General features: G+C 48.1%; 17 protein-coding genes. 9 read left to right on the top strand and 8 right to left on the bottom strand.

Annotated elements, in window-relative coordinates; genetic code table 11:
• Positions 1–65: 65 nt before the first annotated feature.
• From bamE to nadK, 3 genes are all read right to left on the bottom strand, one after another.
• Complete coding sequence (gene bamE, locus AC6R1A_RS11950; protein WP_334551279.1) at positions 66–425, bottom strand: outer membrane protein assembly factor BamE; 360 nt, start codon at positions 423–425, stop codon at positions 66–68.
• A gap of 193 nt (positions 426–618) precedes the next feature.
• Complete coding sequence (gene recN / locus AC6R1A_RS11945; protein ID WP_334551278.1) at positions 619–2,283, bottom strand: DNA repair protein RecN; 1,665 nt, start codon at positions 2,281–2,283, stop codon at positions 619–621.
• 161 nt (positions 2,284–2,444) lie between these two features.
• Positions 2,445–3,329 carry an NAD(+) kinase gene (nadK, locus tag AC6R1A_RS11940; protein WP_334551276.1) on the bottom strand — a complete coding sequence of 295 codons (885 nt, stop codon included), beginning with the start codon at positions 3,327–3,329 and terminating at the stop codon, positions 2,445–2,447.
• Between the two features lie 142 nt (positions 3,330–3,471).
• Between nadK and grpE the strand changes: the two genes are divergently transcribed.
• The 3 genes from grpE to dnaJ all read left to right on the top strand — a co-directional run bounded on the left by grpE (position 3,472) and on the right by dnaJ (position 7,584).
• Positions 3,472–4,068, top strand: a complete 597-nt coding sequence (gene grpE, locus AC6R1A_RS11935) for a nucleotide exchange factor GrpE (protein ID WP_334551275.1) — start codon at positions 3,472–3,474, stop codon at positions 4,066–4,068.
• A gap of 266 nt (positions 4,069–4,334) precedes the next feature.
• Positions 4,335–6,245 (top strand): molecular chaperone DnaK, encoded by a 1,911-nt coding sequence (gene dnaK, locus AC6R1A_RS11930; RefSeq protein ID WP_500626179.1) that lies wholly within the window; start codon positions 4,335–4,337, stop codon positions 6,243–6,245.
• A 196-nt stretch (positions 6,246–6,441) separates the two neighbouring features.
• Positions 6,442–7,584: a molecular chaperone DnaJ gene (dnaJ, locus tag AC6R1A_RS11925; RefSeq protein WP_500626178.1), complete on the top strand. Its 1,143-nt coding sequence runs from the start codon at positions 6,442–6,444 to the stop codon at positions 7,582–7,584.
• A 298-nt stretch (positions 7,585–7,882) separates the two neighbouring features.
• On the opposite strand, the gene AC6R1A_RS11920 is transcribed toward dnaJ, so the two are convergent.
• Both AC6R1A_RS11920 and AC6R1A_RS11915 read right to left on the bottom strand, forming a co-directional pair.
• On the bottom strand, positions 7,883–8,710 hold the full coding sequence (locus AC6R1A_RS11920; protein WP_500633582.1) for an SDR family oxidoreductase: 828 nt from the start codon (positions 8,708–8,710) through the stop codon (positions 7,883–7,885).
• 24 nt (positions 8,711–8,734) lie between these two features.
• Positions 8,735–9,655, bottom strand: coding sequence for a TIGR01777 family oxidoreductase (locus AC6R1A_RS11915; protein WP_500633583.1), 921 nt, complete (start codon positions 9,653–9,655; stop codon positions 8,735–8,737).
• 223 nt (positions 9,656–9,878) lie between these two features.
• Here AC6R1A_RS11915 and AC6R1A_RS11910 point away from each other — a divergent pair, with 223 nt between their 5' ends.
• From AC6R1A_RS11910 to yfcE, 5 genes are read left to right on the top strand one after another with little or no spacing between them, the layout of a single operon-like run.
• The gene (locus AC6R1A_RS11910; protein WP_334551266.1) at positions 9,879–10,613 is read left to right on the top strand and encodes a DUF1538 family protein; all 735 of its coding nucleotides are present in this window, start codon (positions 9,879–9,881) and stop codon (positions 10,611–10,613) included.
• Positions 10,610–11,404: a DUF1538 domain-containing protein gene (locus tag AC6R1A_RS11905; RefSeq protein ID WP_334551264.1), complete on the top strand. Its 795-nt coding sequence runs from the start codon at positions 10,610–10,612 to the stop codon at positions 11,402–11,404. Before AC6R1A_RS11910 ends, AC6R1A_RS11905 begins: the two co-directional genes overlap by 4 nt.
• Entirely contained in the window at positions 11,394–11,744 is a 351-nt protein-coding gene (locus AC6R1A_RS11900; protein ID WP_334551262.1) for a P-II family nitrogen regulator, read from the top strand. The genes AC6R1A_RS11905 and AC6R1A_RS11900 overlap by 11 nt, the downstream gene beginning before the upstream one ends.
• Positions 11,741–12,151 (top strand): CBS domain-containing protein, encoded by a 411-nt coding sequence (locus AC6R1A_RS11895; RefSeq protein ID WP_487903715.1) that lies wholly within the window; start codon positions 11,741–11,743, stop codon positions 12,149–12,151. The genes AC6R1A_RS11900 and AC6R1A_RS11895 overlap by 4 nt, the downstream gene beginning before the upstream one ends.
• A 45-nt stretch (positions 12,152–12,196) precedes the next feature.
• Positions 12,197–12,742: a phosphodiesterase gene (gene yfcE, locus AC6R1A_RS11890; protein ID WP_500633584.1), complete on the top strand. Its 546-nt coding sequence runs from the start codon at positions 12,197–12,199 to the stop codon at positions 12,740–12,742.
• 41 nt (positions 12,743–12,783) lie between these two features.
• On the opposite strand, the gene AC6R1A_RS11885 is transcribed toward yfcE, so the two are convergent.
• The 3 genes from AC6R1A_RS11885 to AC6R1A_RS11875 are packed head-to-tail and all read right to left on the bottom strand — an operon-like array spanning position 12,784 to position 14,483.
• Complete coding sequence (locus AC6R1A_RS11885) at positions 12,784–13,062, bottom strand: Rdx family protein (RefSeq protein ID WP_487903508.1); 279 nt, start codon at positions 13,060–13,062, stop codon at positions 12,784–12,786.
• A 41-nt stretch (positions 13,063–13,103) separates the two neighbouring features.
• On the bottom strand, positions 13,104–13,619 hold the full coding sequence (locus tag AC6R1A_RS11880) for a regulatory protein ToxS (RefSeq protein ID WP_500633585.1): 516 nt from the start codon (positions 13,617–13,619) through the stop codon (positions 13,104–13,106).
• Positions 13,620–13,628: 9 nt separating this feature from the next.
• Positions 13,629–14,483, bottom strand: coding sequence for a winged helix-turn-helix domain-containing protein (locus tag AC6R1A_RS11875; protein WP_500633586.1), 855 nt, complete (start codon positions 14,481–14,483; stop codon positions 13,629–13,631).
• Between the two features lie 287 nt (positions 14,484–14,770).
• Here AC6R1A_RS11875 and htpG point away from each other — a divergent pair, with 287 nt between their 5' ends.
• A complete protein-coding gene (gene htpG, locus AC6R1A_RS11870; RefSeq protein WP_500633587.1) occupies positions 14,771–16,675 on the top strand; it encodes a molecular chaperone HtpG in 1,905 nt (634 codons plus the stop codon).
• Positions 16,676–16,949: the final 274 nt, after the last annotated feature.

Raw genomic sequence — 16,949 nt, 5'->3', positions numbered from 1 at the left:
ACGCTGACATCTTGTCAGCGTTTTACGTTTTTGCGCGAATAGCGCCTCAACGAATAGGCACTTTATTAATTGATACTTTCAAAAAAATCGTCACTGGCGGTGAAGTCGCCAGTCACATCAACCAACTGACCATTGCCATTGAAGTTGACCACTAAGTTTTTCTGAATCGAGTCATGGTGGCCTTTTGTGTGATGGTAAATATAGTACCAAGTGTCAGGGTAGCCATTTTCAACCAACATCGGTGAGCCCATCACATAACGTACTTGCTCTTTGGTCATACCGAATTTAAGTTTTTCTACCGCTTCTTGCTCAACATAGTTGCCCTGGTTGATGTCAATGCGATACACCAGCTTCTCTAATAATGAACAGCCAGTCAGGGTTGTGATCGCGAGTGGTAATGCGATAAGCCACTTAGTTAGTTGCATACGAGTATTCTTACTGCAGAGGGTTCTAAAACTGAGCCGATAATAAACAAGCTTGCTTGTAATGTAAAAAGCTCATCGGCATTTGAACTGTTTCAGACCATGATTTTTGAATTAGGTTGCAAATTCGAGCCAAAATTCCTGAGCTAGGGAACTTTGGCTACCTAACCTGAGCGCGATCTATTGTTGAGTCACCCTAAGCGGCGACTAGGAGCTCTTTTGCATTGGCTAAGGTTGAGTCGGTAATTTCACTTCCACCTAACAAGCGGGCAAGCTCGCTAATGCGCTGATTGCGATCGAGAACACGCATCTGTGTCTCCGTTTTACCTGCTTTAGTGTTTTTGGCAACAAACAGTTGCTGGTGACCACATCCGGCAACCTGCGGTAAGTGAGTCACACAGAGAACCTGGGTAGATTCGCCTAATTTTCGCAGCATTTTACCGACTACAGCGGCGGTTGGCCCACTGATACCGACATCCACTTCATCAAAAATGAGGCTTGGTGTGTCGACTTTCTGCGCGGTAATGACTTGAATGGCTAGGGAAATGCGTGAAAGTTCCCCCCCAGACGCCACTTTGGCAATCGGTTGAAGTGGTTGGCCGGGGTTCGTTGAGACTAAGAAGCATACTTGGTCGAGGCCAAGTGGTGAAGGATGCGCCGTATCACTGACCACATCGATACAAAACTTCGCTTTTTCCATACTCAACTCGTGCATGCTGGCTGAAATCAGCTTGTTGAGCTCTTTGGCGTATCGTGAACGTGATTTACTCAGTTTTTCTGCGTGCTCGACAAAAGTTGCAAAAGTCTGGCTCACCTCATTTTCCAGTTGCTCGAGTTTTTCATCGGAGCAGTCTAGCGCGTCGATTTGTGCCAACAACTCTTGGTGATGTTGATATAAAGCTTCAGGCATCACATGGTGTTTACGTGCGATAGACATCACTTTGGAGAATCGCTCTTCTACATAAGCCATGCGCGCAGGGTCAACGTCAATATTGTCGAGGTAGTTGCGAAGCTCATTGTTGGCTTCTTCAATCTGAATCAGGGCTTCCGCCAGCATATTAGGCAGTGCAGCCAACTTATCGTCGAGTTCTGCAAGTTGAATCAAGGACTGACTGGCTGATTGGAGAATACCAAGCGCATTAACTTCTTCACCTTCGTAAATAAGCTCAATGGCTTGTTGGCAGGTGGTGGCGAGCTCTCCGCTGTTGGAGAGGCGTTTGTGTTCTTGTTCGAGCTCTTCATATTCTTCCTCCCCTAGAGAGAGTTCGTTTAACTCTTTAATTTGGTATTCAAGCAACTGTTTTTGCGCAAGGTTAGCTGCGCTATTTTCTTTAAGTTGCTTGAAATGAATGTCCGCCTGACGCCAGAGTTGGTAAGCATTACGAGTGCTTTTGAGCAAGTGTATATGCCCAGCGTACTGATCGAGCATGGCGAGTTGGTGCTCAGGTTTCATCAATTGATGATGCGCGTGTTGGCCATGAATATTGATCAGCAGTTGTCCGAGCGACTTGAGCTGAGAGAGAGGGACTGGGCTACCATTAATGAAGGCTCGTGAGCGGCCTTCTTTGCTAATGATACGACGCAAAATGCAGTCGCTCCCATCGAGCAGGTCGTTATCTTCTAGCCATCGTGTTGCGTGAATATTGTTTTCTAGTGAGAACGCGGCACTGACTTCCGTTTTATCTTCACCTTGGCGAACCATGCTGGCTTCCGCTCTGCCACCAAGGCATAAGCCGAGCGCATCGATCGCAATGGACTTGCCTGCGCCCGTTTCACCTGTGATGGTTGTCATTCCTTTAGAGAGTTCAAGTTGTAGAGATTTTACAATCGCAAAATTATTCACACTTAGATGAGCCAGCATTTTTAGCACCTGTTTAAATGAACAATACTGTATAAGAAAACAGTATATACTGTTTCTTTATACAGTAAAGATGGTGGCAACAAATTTTGTGAGGGCGATTAAAAAAGGTTGATGTGTGTACATCAACCTTTCAAGTGTTCATCTCTATTTAGGGCCGCTTGTTAGAAAAGCTTGCTTGACCAGCCCAGTTTGTTTCTCAGCACATGATAGTAGCTGTATTCCGTCGGGTGGATAAGTTTCAGGACGTTCGGGCTTTGATAGATATGGATTTCATCCCCCGGTGAGACGGGCAACGATACTTGGCCATCACAACTGACTTCCTGTGTGCCTCGGTTATCAGGCGACACCAGTAGCTTGATACGCCGTTTTCCGTCAACGACCAAAGGTCGACTCGACAAGGTATGGGGAAACATAGGGACAAGCGAGATAGCGTTGAGACTAGGCGACAGAATTGGTCCGCCCCCAGAGAGAGAATAAGCCGTAGAGCCGGTCGGCGTTGAGACTATGATGCCATCCGCACGCAGAGAAAACGCGAAGCTATTATCGATATAAACCTCGAATTCAATCATGTGCGCAATTTGCCCGGGGTGAAGTACCGCTTCGTTTAGCGCAGCGTTGTGGCTTTTAACTTGGCCATGACGATGGACTTCCGCTTCAAGTAAAAAGCGCTCTTCTTCAATGTAGTCTCCCGCTAGCACGGTTTTCAGCGCCGCTTGAAAGTCTTCGGGATTTAAGTCCGTCAAAAAGCCGAGATTTCCGCGGTTCACACCAATGACGCGCACGTCAAAGCGCGACAGCACACGAGCGGCGCCTAGCATGTTGCCGTCACCACCAACGACAATCGCCAAGTCTGCGACGTTACCCAGCCGAATCAAACTGGCGAAATCTTGTTGCGGTAGGTCATCTAAGATCTCGCTGAGGCGATCATCGATAAGAACCTGATAACCTTCTGATTTTAACCAAGTGTACAGTTCTCGGTGCGTTTGGATAGCCTGCTGATCTCTGGGCTTACCAATGATAGCGATCACTTCAAAAGGTTTTTTCATAAGTTTTCCGCGCTAAATAGGCTTGAATCGACAATCTACATCCCCATAATAATGGCAAGTTAGCTAATTGTGCGAATTTTTTGTATTTGGTGGTGGCAAACTGAGCCGTTAAGTACAAAGAACATTGAATTCTGGAGAGACCATGAGCAACGAAGAAAACAAGATTAAAGAAGAAGAGCTTGATCAAATCATCGAAGAAGCGGAAAAAGCCGAAGCGGCAGCACAAGAAGTGGAAGCTGAGCTTGAAGAGATGGGTGATGAAAAAGACGCGAAGATTGCTCAACTAGAAGCGGCGCTACTGACAAGCGAAGCGAAAATTCAAGAACAGCAAGACGGTGTATTGCGTGCGAAAGCAGAAGTCGAAAACATGCGTCGCCGTACGGAAACCGAGATCGACAAAGCACGTAAATACGCATTGAATAAGTTTGCTGAAGAGCTGTTACCGGTGATTGATAACCTAGAGCGTGCGATTCAAGCGGCAGACGGTGAGAATGAAGCAGTCAAGCCGATTCTTGAAGGTGTTGAACTGACGCACAAAACGTTTGTCGATACCGTGTCTAAGTTTGGTTTGAAAGAGATCAACCCAGAAGGTGAAGCGTTCAACCCTGAGCAGCACCAAGCGATGTCCATTCAGGAAAGCCCTGATCATGAATCGAACACGGTGATGTTTGTGATGCAAAAAGGGTATGAGTTGAACGGACGCGTGATTCGTCCTGCCATGGTGATGGTAGCGAAGTAAACCGAAATGGTAGCGAAATAATCGCGACATTATGCGCGATAGAGTAGCGAGCAAAGCGAGGCTTCGGCCTCGCTTTGTTGTTTCTAAACAAAAATTACGATTTTTTTCATTTTGTCCCTTGAAAAGGTAATTCCAGACCTTATCTAAGGGGCATAGAGAAGCAAACATGATTATTTTTGTTTGTGAGCAAGGGTTGAAACCCGATTCTCCATCCCCACATAGGGGATATAGCACAACGAAAATAGAATTTATTCGGAGATAGCCTGATGGGTAAAATCATTGGTATTGACTTAGGTACTACTAACTCTTGTGTTGCTGTATTAGACGGCGACAAACCACGCGTGATTGAAAACGCAGAAGGTGAACGTACTACTGCATCGGTAATTGCTTACACAGACGGCGAGACATTGGTTGGTCAGCCAGCGAAACGTCAAGCAGTTACTAACCCTGAAAACACGCTATTTGCAATCAAGCGTTTGATCGGTCGTCGTTTTGAAGACGAAGAAGTTCAGCGCGACATCGAAATCATGCCATACAAGATTGTTAAGGCTGATAACGGTGACGCTTGGGTTGAAGTGAAAGGCCAGAAAATGGCAGCACCTCAAGTTTCTGCTGAAGTTCTGAAGAAAATGAAGAAAACAGCGGAAGACTTCCTGGGTGAAGAAGTGACAGGTGCGGTCATCACTGTACCGGCTTACTTTAACGATGCTCAGCGTCAAGCAACCAAAGATGCAGGCCGCATTGCAGGTCTAGAAGTAAAACGTATCATCAACGAACCGACAGCGGCAGCGTTGGCATACGGTCTAGACAAGAAAGGCGGCGATCGCACTATCGCGGTTTATGACTTAGGTGGTGGTACGTTCGATATCTCTATCATCGAAATCGATGAAGTTGAAGGTGAGAAAACGTTCGAAGTTCTTGCAACCAACGGTGATACTCACCTAGGTGGTGAAGACTTTGATAACCGCCTTATCAACTACCTCGTTGAAGAGTTCAAGAAAGAGCAAGGCATCGATCTTAAGAAAGATCCTCTAGCGATGCAGCGTGTGAAAGAAGCGGCAGAAAAAGCGAAGATCGAGCTTTCTTCGACTTCTCAAACTGACGTAAACCTACCATACGTGACAGCGGATGCGACGGGTCCTAAGCACATGAATGTGAAAGTGACGCGTGCGAAACTAGAATCTCTAGTTGAAGACCTTGTTCAACGTTCACTTGAGCCACTAAAAGTCGCACTAGCGGATGCGGATCTTTCAGTGAACGAAATCACTGACGTTATCCTAGTCGGTGGTCAGACTCGTATGCCTATGGTTCAGAAGAAAGTTGCAGAGTTCTTCGGTAAAGAAGCGCGTAAAGACGTAAACCCTGACGAAGCCGTAGCTATGGGTGCTGCTGTTCAAGGTGGCGTACTTGCGGGTGACGTGAAAGACGTACTGCTACTTGACGTTACACCTCTGTCTCTAGGTATTGAGACAATGGGGGGCGTAATGACTAAGTTGGTTGAGAAGAACACCACTATCCCAACCAAAGCGAACCAAGTTTTCTCGACAGCGGAAGACAACCAGAACGCGGTAACCATCCACGTTCTTCAAGGTGAGCGTAAGCAAGCGATGTACAACAAGTCTCTAGGTCAATTTAACCTAGAAGGCATTCAGCCTGCGCCACGTGGCATGCCACAAATCGAAGTGACTTTCGACCTTGATGCGGACGGTATTCTACACGTGTCAGCGAAAGACAAGCAGACTGGCAAAGAGCAGAAGATCACTATCCAAGCGTCTGGTGGTCTAAGCGATGAAGACATCGAGAAAATGGTTCAAGAAGCAGAAGCGAACAAAGAAGCGGACAAGAAGTTCGAAGAGCTAGCGACTGCACGTAACCAAGCGGACCAAATGATTCACGGTACTCGTAAGCAAGTAGAAGAAGCGGGTGATGCGCTTCCAGCTGACGAGAAAGAGAAGATTGAAGCTGCGATTTCTGAGCTAGAAACAGCACGTAAAGGCGAAGACAAAGAAGCGATCGACGCGAAAGTTCAAGCACTGATGACTGCGGCTCAGAAACTGATGGAAATCGCTCAGCAGCAAGCTCAAGCGCAAGCACAAGGTGGCGAGCAAGCAAGCAGCGACGCTCAAGACGATGTGGTTGACGCAGAGTTCGAAGAAGTCAAAGACGACAAGAAGTAATTCTTGATTCGGACTTAACTTAACTATGATGCGGGCGTTTGAGGAGACTCTTACGCCCGTATGTTTGTACATTATGTCCATCTAACTAAAAGTGTCTTTTTGGTGTGGGATCGCTAAAATCCAGAGCCATTAGTTAGGTAGATATAACACCAAGCGGTGTTGACCGTTTGCAGTAATAAATTTGGTGACGAGAAACATGTCAAAACGTGATTTTTACGAAGTATTAGGCGTAAGCCGCGATGCATCAGAGCGTGATATCAAAAAGGCGTACAAACGCCTAGCGATGAAATTCCACCCAGACCGTAATCAGGGTGATGACAGCGCTGCAGATAAGTTTAAAGAAGTAAAAGAAGCGTACGAAGTTCTGCTCGATCCACAGAAGAAAGCCGCTTATGACCAGTACGGCCATGCAGCCTTTGAACAAGGCGGTATGGGAGGCGGCGGCTTCGGTGGCGGTAGTGCCGATTTCGGTGACATCTTTGGCGACGTGTTTGGTGACATCTTTGGTGGCGGTCGTCGTGGCGGCGGTCAAGCTCGCGCTCAGCGTGGCGCTGATTTACGCTACAACATGGAATTGACGCTTGAAGAAGCCGTACGTGGTGTGTCGAAAGAAATTGAAGTTCCTACGTTAGTCCATTGTGACAGCTGTGAAGGAAGCGGCGCGAAGAAAGGCACATCACCTGAAACATGTGGTACTTGTCATGGTCATGGCCAAGTTCAGATGCGCCAAGGTTTCTTTGCGGTTCAACAAACCTGTCCGACCTGTCACGGTAAAGGCAAGATCATTAAAGACCCATGTAATGTGTGTCATGGTCAAGGTCGTAAACAGAAAAGCAAAACCCTTAACGTTAAGATCCCAGCCGGTGTGGATACTGGCGATCGCATTCGTCTTTCAGGTGAAGGTGAAGCGGGAGAGATGGGCGCACCAGCGGGCGACTTGTATGTACAAGTACACGTGAAAGAACACCACATCTTTGAGCGTGATGGTAATAACCTCTACTGTGAAGTGCCTGTGAGCTTTGCTATGGCAGCGCTCGGTGGTGAGGTGGAAGTCCCAACATTGGACGGCCGAGTGAACCTTAAAGTGCCAACGGAGACGCAAACTGGTCGTATGTTCCGTATGCGCGGCAAAGGCGTAAAAGGTGTTCGTGGTGGTGGTATTGGCGATTTGATTGTCAAGCTTGTGGTAGAGACGCCAGTGAACCTCAGTGCCCGTCAAAAAGAGCTACTTAAAGAGTTTGAAGAGTCTTGCGGTGGTGAAGCGGCGACCAAGCACAAGCCGAAATCAGAAGGCTTTTTCAATGGTGTGAAGAAGTTTTTCGATGACTTGACCAGCTAACGCACAAGCTGAATTCAAAGCGGTAACACAGCAAAAAAGGTAGGAAACCGAAGGGTTATCCTACCTTTTTTAGAATGTGCAAGCGAAGGTGTTACAAAAACATCAGTAACGTTAGCGCAACACCGACACTCAGCCAGTTCAACTGGTTTAATGACATAGTCTTATCCGAATGTAACGCTGTAATAATGAATTTTTATGTGGCCAAACCCAAAACGATGGGAGTTCGTCAGTGGCACGAAGGCAACGATTTAAATCTTACTGTCTCAATATTACGATTAAATTACATACAGACGATTTTTTATGCAGCCTTGCTCAATAGTCGATCCAAGGCTCGGCTCGATAGTAGACGTTTTAGCCACCAAAGCACTCGCGTTGGCGTGGTAATTCTGTAGCGGATTTTGGGTTTTTCGGACTCCAAAGCATGAACCACAGGCGCAATGCAGGCAGAGGCGGGAAGAACAAAGCGGTTGCTTGAAGTATCGTTGCCAAGTCTTGCTAATTGTTGCTCATAGTGCGCACGATGCGCGCTCTCTTCCACCTTGATCCAGCGTTGAAATGCCACCAAGGCGTTGGCGCGAAACTGCGTCTCTATGGGGCCTGGTTCGATGAGGCTGATGTGAATGTTGGTGTCGGCCAGTTCAAGTCTGAGTGTGTCTGTCCAGCCCTCAAGAGCAAACTTGGAGGCGTTGTATGCACCGCGATATTTCATCGCTGCAAAGCCAAGTACCGAGCTGTTTTGTACGATTCGCCCAGCGCCTTGCGCTCTCATTATCGGTAGAGCCAAAGAAACAAGATGATGCCAGCCAAAAAAATTGCTTTCAAACTGGGCGCGCAGGGCTTCTGTCGGGAGATCTTCCAATGCCCCAGGTTGACCGTAGGCCCCATTATTAAACAGAGCATCAAGTCGGCCGTTGCTTAATGCTAAGGCTTCATGAAAGCCTGCTTCGATACTTTGTGGATCAGAGAGATCCAGTTGCACCGACAACAACCCCTCTTGTTTTAATCGCTCGACGTCTTGTGCTTGGCGACAAGACGCGATGACTTGGTATCCTCGCTGATGAAGGGCGTGGGCAACTGTATGGCCTATGCCGCTCGAGCAGCCTGTAATCAAAATGTATTGAGTCATGTTTTTCGTATTTATGATCCGTTGTTAGCGCCCTACGGGCTGCAAAAGGTGCTTGAGGGCGGGTTCAAGTCGTGAGTATTGGAAGGTGAAGCCCAGTTCGGTGAGCTTTTTGGGTTTCGCGCGGATGCTATCAAACAGCAAGGTCGCGCTCTCGCCCATCATCAGCTTCATTACCCATGCCGGTGTAAAAAGTACATGCGGCCGTCGCAGGCAACGAGCCATCGTCTGACTAAACAGAGTATTGGTGACAGGGTGAGGCGCAGTGAAGTTGAACACGCCTTGGGCATGTTCGGTATCCAACAAGTAGACAATGGCACGCACCATATCCATCAGGTGTATCCAAGGCATATACTGCTTGCCAGTACCTATTGGGCCGCCTAATCCGAGGCGATAGGGGGGCAGCATTTTCTTTAGTGCCCCACCATCAGGACCAAGTACAATACCTGTTCTCATCAAACACACTCGCGTGTGCTGAGATTGTGCGCGCAGAGCAATCTGTTCCCAACGTGCACAGACTTGATGAGCGAAATCGTCATTGCTTTGCACTTGCAGACTTTCGTCAAACGGATGCGCTTGTTGGTCACCGTAGTATCCCACCGCAGAGCCACTGAGAAATACCGAGGGCGGCGCGGTGCTTGCGTGAATCAAGGCGACCAACTGCTCTGTCAGCTGCCAGCGACTTTCACAAATTAAGGATTTTTGGGTGTCAGTCCAGCGTTTGTCGGCAATGGGCTCTCCGGCTAAATTGATGACGGCGTCGAAGGGATTGAGATCATGAAAGTCGTCCAAACTGTCGATGAAGGAGAGATTGCCTTGTTTTAGGTGGGCGAGGACTTGCCGAGCGCGCGAGGGAGATCGGGTCAATACTGTCACTTCATGAGTGGTCAACTGCTTAAGCAGCTCTCTGCCAATAAACCCGGTTCCTCCGGTGAGCAAAATTTTCATTGCTGTCCCTTCTTTTTGATTTCTCGAATCATTATAGCGATCTCAAGCATAAATAGATCGCTCTTCACTCGGTTTGACCGCATCTTTGCTTATTGGCTCACTCGCCAACTCACAAAATGAAACATTCGTGCGTTCTATCGTGAGAGATGCCAGATTTATCACACTTAAGGATGAATTCCTTTGCCATGATAAATAGTGTGGATTTCCTCGCAGCGGAGAGAGTATGGAAGCAATAAGGGCACTATTTCGTTCTTTAATGGGCAGCTTACGTGACTTACTGCCCATCATCGCTGTAATTGCTTTTTTCCAATTGGTCGTTTTGCAAGAGCCACTTCCCAACCTCCCTTCAATCGTATTTGGACTCGTGTTGGTGGTACTTGGGCTGAGTTTTTTTATTTTTGGCTTAGAGATGGGGCTGTTTCCCATCGGTGAATCCATGGCGCAAGCGTTCGCGCGCAAAGGGAGTGTCTTTTGGTTGCTGCTGTTTTCTTTCTGTTTAGGATTTGGGACCACCGTTGCTGAGCCTGCTCTGACGGCTGTTGCTTCAGAAGCCGCGCAAGTAGCGGCGCAAGGAGGGATGATTGCCGACAGGCCGGAGGCGATGGATGATTACGCCAATGGCTTGCGCTACACCGTCGCCCTCTCGGTGGGCTTTGCGATCATGTTGGGTGTGCTGAGAATTTTAAAAGGTTGGCCCATTCAATATCTGATCATTGGTGGCTACATTGGTGTAGTGGTACTGACGATGTTTGCGCCGGAGAGCATCATTGGCGTCGCTTACGACTCCGGCGGTGTTACGACCTCCACCATTACGGTTCCTCTCGTCACGGCACTAGGGGTTGGGCTTGCAAGCGCGATCAAAGGACGTAACCCCATGATCGATGGGTTTGGCTTGATTGCGTTTGCCTCATTGCTGCCGATGATGTTTGTCATGGTATACGGCATGGTGGTGGCATGATGGAATGGCAACACTTTTTTCATACTCTGCTTGGTACCATCACCGATGTGGTGCCGATTGCGACCATTATTTTCGGATTCCAGTTTGCCGTGTTACGACGCCCGGTCACCAACCTTGCTAAGGTATTGCTCGGTTTTGTCTATGTCATTCTCGGCTTATCTCTGTTTCTTATTGGTTTGGAGCTTGCGTTGTTTCCGCTTGGCGAGACGATGGCCACTCAATTAACGGCGCCCAGCTTTATCGATCAGTTTCGAGACAACCTAACCGTACCACTAGAGTGGTTTGACTACTATTGGGTCTACTTGTTTGCCTTTTTTATCGGCTTTAGTACCACTATTGCAGAGCCGTCACTGATCGCCGTTGCCATCAAAGCTAATCAAGTCTCGGCGGGCAGTATCAGTGTCAATGGGTTGCGTATCGCGGTGGCGCTTGGGGTTGCGTTTGGTATCTCGCTTGGTAGCTACCGAATTGTGGTTGGCGATCCTATCCACTACTACATCATCGTTGGTTACATTGTGGTGGTGATTCAAACCTTTTACGCCCCTAAGCTGATTATCCCATTGGCTTACGACTCTGGCGGCGTAACGACCTCAACGGTCACCGTACCTTTGGTGGCCGCGCTTGGTCTTGGACTTGCTTCTACCGTACCGGGCCGAAACCCAATGATCGATGGCTTTGGCCTTATCGCCTTTGCCAGCTTATTCCCCATTATTTCAGTCATGGGCTATGCACAAATGACAGATTGGCTGAATAAACGCGCCAATCAGGAGGATGAAACTAATGCGCTTTAAACTCATTATTGCGTTTGTCGAAGACAGCAAAACCGACGTGGTGCTTGATGCGGCGCGAACTGCGGGCGCTACGGGGGCCACGGTTATTAACAATGCCCGTGGCGAAGGATTAAAACAGAAGAAAACCTTTTTTGGTCTGACGCTCGATGTGCAAAAGGATGTGCTGTTGTTTGTGGTCGAGGAGCACTTATCGCGACACATACTGGAGACGATCAACGAGGTTGGAGAGTTTGATCAAACCTCTGGACAAGGCATCGCGATTCAAATTGATATTGAAGATGCGGTGGGGGTCGCCCACCAAGTAGAAACATTGACCAAAGTGGTGGAGGATGAGTTATGAATAGTCATGATAGAGTGCAAGTGCGGGATGTGATGGCCAATACTTATGTCATCATTGATGGCTTAACGACCGTCAAAGAGGGAATCCAGCTTGCGCGCCAACACCAAGTCAAAGCGTTGGTGGTTGATAAGCGGCATGAAGGGGATGAGTACGGCATTGTGCTGATGAACGACATCGCGAAAAAAGTGTTGGCGCAGAATCGCTCGGCAGAGCGGACGAACATCTATGAAATTATGACCAAGCCTGCACTCTCCGTCAGCCCTGATATGAATGTGAAATATTGCGCGCGCCTCTTTGAGCGTTTTGGTATCAGCCGAGCCCCTGTGATCGAGCATGGCCAGATTATTGGGATGGTCAGTTACAACAACATTGTGATTAACGGCATGCTCAATGATGACGATGTGTAGCTCAGTGCGTACAATAGCCTTATTTACGTTAAGGGTAAGCATTAGGTGACTATTTTTATCGCGTCAGACATACACGGCAGCCTTCCTGCCACCGAAGCACTGTTATCAGCCTTTTCAGCATCGGGTGCTAAGACTTTGGTGCTGCTTGGGGACATACTGAATCACGGACCAAGAAACCCGATTCCTGAGGGGTACAACCCGGCTGAGGTTGCCAGTCGGCTCAATGAGTTTGCCGCGCAGATCATTGCCGTGCGTGGCAACTGCGACAGTGAAGTGGATCAGATGTTGCTCGATTTCCCTATTATGGCCGATTACGCCTGGCTGGTCTTGGAGTCGGGCACTCGACTGTTTTTAACCCACGGTCATCTGTACAACGCGGACAAGCGTCCAGCTCTAAGCCCCAATGATGTGCTGGTTCATGGTCATACTCACATCCCAGTGGCGCAGCGAGATGGTGAACACTTCGTCTTTAACCCAGGTTCGGTGACCTTCCCTCGTAACGGTTTTTCGCCTAGCTACGGACTTTATGACGATGGCGAGCTGAAAACCGTCACTTTTGACGATGAGTGCATCGTGAGCTGTCAGCTTTAAACACGGAATATGTGAGAATAAGGCTAGTACACCTTTTTGGGCTACTTGGTATCACTGTGGCCCAAATCTCTTTGTGGATCAATGATGTCGCGCACTCGTTGTTTCAACACTTTTGCTTCTGGGAAGCCACTATCGCGCTTTCTTTCCCACACCATCACGCCATTGCAGTGAATTTCAAATCGGCCACCGGTGTCTGGGTGTAACGACAGCGTATCGATCTCTTCACTAAAGGTGTGCAGTAGCTCCTGGCTGAGCCAAGTGGCACGCAGCATCCAATTACATTGGCGACAGTAGTAAATATCAATGTGTGCTTTTAGCATATGTTCTCCACAAAGAAGGGAGCCGAAGCTCCCTAGAGGTATTAATTGGTGAACAGCACCGTCGAGCCGTGGCTGAGGCTGGTCAGAAGCAAGGTCTTCTCATTGACAATATCTATGCGGCGGCTTTGCTGAGCATCCATCCTGAAGATCTGTGTGATAAGCTCTAACTGCTGCTCGGAAAAGTCTCGCGTTTGCGCAGACGAGACATCTTTGAACTCACTTGGAGAGATCAGCAAGTAATTGTCACTGATGTCCCACTTACCGCTTTCCGAGATATTGATGATGCTTTCCAGTGAGTCGGTGTCTGGAAAAAGGCGGACGGTAGAGACGCGGATGTAGGTGTTATTCGGTAAATATTTAACGTTTGAAACCACGTCCACTTTACGCAAAGGACCGATATCTTGTTCATGGCGCATTTGGTCAATTAGGGTGACCATTTTCGATTGCCATTCACTTGAGGTGAGGATTTTCTCAATTTTTATATCACTGCCCCAGTAGAGCCAGCTACTTAACGCAGCAGAGATAATGGCGAGGCCAGCGGCGATTCTATGATTCATGGGTAACTCCTACTGGCATACTCGAGAGAGATCGTCTTGCTCGGCAACAATGCGCAAGGTGATGTTTTCACCTGATTGTTGAAGAGAGTGAATGTAGTTCAAGACTAACTGATTGTTTTGACCACCCGTAGCGATCACCTCTACAGGCGCTAAATCCCCTTGGCGTGTTTCGTTGTAGCGTTTGACGCACTGCTCGATAGAGGGCATCCACACGCTTAAATCTGGGTGGTTCAGCGGCGTTCTCACCGGTGTGCTATCGACCACTGTCAGCTCACGAAACTGCGTTTGCGCCGGTTTTGCTAGCAGGATGGCAAGGATAGGCAGCATGACGGTAATGACAAGCAATACCATCATCAAGGGCTTGTTGTTGGTTTTAGGTTTCTTGGTGTCCACCGTGCCGGCAGTGGTGTCAACGGTCTGGGACAATGACGCTGTTACATTCTCGTTGGTGTCGAACCCTGAAAAGTTAGTATCTTGGCTGTCGTCCATCTCGTCGAGATCGTCACTGGTGACTTGAGGCAACGCTCTTTCAACCGGACAGATCAACTGGTAGCCGCGTTTAGGCACTGTTTTAACGTATTGAGGCGACTTGGTGGAGTCTTGCAATAGCTTTCTTAGTGTAGAAATGGCTTGAGTAAGGCTAGAGTCGTCAACTTCAAACCCTTGCTCTCGCCAGACGAAATCGTGCAGCTCGTTGCGGGAGACAACTTCATTGGGTTTTTCTGCCAATAAAAGGAGAATGCGACTTTCATTGCTGCCCAGACGAATCACCTCGTTGTCACTCTCTTTATCGGTCAGAGAGTTGGTGTTTGGGTCAAACGTGAAGCGGTTCGCGAGGTTGAACTTAGTACCTATGTTGCTCATTGAGGTTGGCCATTTCTATAAAAAGGTTCAAGTAACGTAATGCGCATCCATTCGCCACCAAGCTGTGCTGATTGAACAAAACCGCGCAAATCTTGGCGTCTCTTTATGATTTATTCATTTTTAGATGTGTAAGAATAATCAAAATAAAACCAAAAAAACACTGTTTTTATGTTTTTTGACCTTGAATTTACACTCTCCACCCTCATCTTAACTGTCAGATTTAGCGCCAATATTCCTGCGAACAGGCAGGTGGCCTTGGAATAAAAAGCACCAAATGTGGAGTTATCATGAGCGAAACAGCAACGAATAACAAAGAAACTCGTGGTTTTCAGTCTGAAGTCAAACAACTGCTTCACCTGATGATCCATTCTCTCTACTCAAACAAAGAGATCTTTCTTCGTGAGTTGATTTCTAATGCTTCAGACGCATCGGATAAACTGCGTTTCCAAGCCTTGTCCAATCCCGATTTATATCAAGGTGACGCCGAATTGGGAGTGAAGCTCTCTTTTGATCAAGAGGCAAACACTCTGACCATTTCCGATAACGGCATCGGTATGAGTCGTGATGACGTGATTGAACACCTAGGTACGATCGCTAAGTCGGGCACTGCAGAGTTTTTCTCTAAGCTGTCGGAAGAGCAAAGCAAAGATTCGCAATTAATCGGTCAATTTGGTGTGGGTTTCTACTCCGCCTTTATCGTCGCAGATGCCGTGACCGTGCGCACTCGCGCAGCTGGCCTGGCTGCCGAACAGGCGGTGCAATGGCACTCAGCAGGTGAAGGTGAGTACACCATCGAAGACATCGTAAAAGAACAGCGTGGTACCGATATCATTCTTCATATGCGTGAAGAGGGTAAAGAGTTCCTAAACGAATGGCGTTTACGCGATGTGATCAGCAAATACTCCGATCACATCGGTATTCCAGTCTCAATCCAAACGGCCGTTCGTGATGACGAAGGCAAAGAGACCGACGAGAAGAAGTGGGAGCAGATCAACAAAGCGCAAGCACTATGGACTCGTAATAAGTCGGACATCTCAGAGGAAGAGTACCAAGAGTTTTATAAGCACGTATCGCACGATTTTGCCGATCCACTGGTGTGGAGCCACAACCGAGTGGAAGGTAAAAACGACTACACCAGTTTACTTTACATTCCATCAAAAGCACCTTGGGATATGATGAACCGTGACCACAAATCGGGTCTTAAGCTGTATGTGCAGCGTGTGTTTATCATGGATGATGCTGAGCAATTCATGCCGTCATACCTGCGCTTTGTACGCGGCTTGATCGATTCCAACGATTTGCCACTCAACGTGTCACGTGAAATTCTTCAAGACAACAAGGTGACTCAATCCCTGCGTAATGCGTGTACCAAACGTGTTTTGACCATGCTTGAACGCATGGCTAAGAATGACAGCGAGAAATATCAGTCATTCTGGAAAGAGTTTGGCTTGGTGCTCAAAGAGGGCCCAGCTGAGGACATGGCGAACAAAGAGAAAGTAGCCGGTCTGCTGCGTTTTGCGTCCACGGAAGTGGACTCGGCAGAGCAAACGGTTGACCTCGCTTCTTACGTTGAGCGTATGAAAGAGGGCCAAGATAAGATTTACTACCTCACCGCAGACAGCTACGCGGCGGCGAAGAACAGCCCTCACCTTGAGCAGTTTAAAGCCAAGGGCATTGAAGTTATCTTGATGTATGACCGCATCGACGAGTGGCTGATGAACTACTTAACTGAGTTCGATGGTAAGCAGTTCCAGTCCATTACGAAAGCGGGTCTCGATCTTAGCCAGTTCGAAGACGAAGCGGAGAAAGAGAAACAAAAAGAGACCGAGGAAGAGTTTAAGTCGGTTGTCGAGCGCACTAAGGCTTACTTAGGCGATCGCGTGAAAGAGGTTCGCACCACCTTTAAACTCGCATCGACGCCAGCGGTCGTTGTTACCGATGATTTCGAAATGGGGACACAGATGGCCAAACTGCTGGAAGCCGCAGGTCAAGCCGCGCCAGAAGTGAAGTACATCTTTGAACTTAACCCAGAGCACGCGCTGGTTAAGCGTATGGCGGATGAGGCCGATGAGGAAGCCTTTGGCCGTTGGGTCGAGGTACTGCTTGGTCAAGCCATGCTGGCAGAGCGTGGTTCGATGGCGGACCCGTCGCAGTTCCTTGGCGCCATCAATACCCTTTTGACTAAAGGATAATGGCATAACGTCGTGCAAAAGCCCGTATCTTGCGGGCTTTTTACGTCTATTGGTTCGAACCTGCAGGAAATGGTGAGGACCTTGCACTCAAAATGCATAAAAACTCATGATGTTGCAGGCGAATGTGAGTGTTTAAGCATTCTTTAGTCGTAATAGGCGCGTTGCGCCTAAATTGTATGATAGAATGCCAACTTGAAACCGATCAAACAGGCGTGTAATGTGCACGCCTGTTTTACTGTTTATTATGACAGTATCTATTGTAAACCGTGTTTGT

The sequence above is a fragment of the Vibrio sp. R10-SG3-ISO3 genome, assembly GCF_059834225.1.
This window is presented reverse-complemented; position numbering and strand designations above follow the sequence as displayed.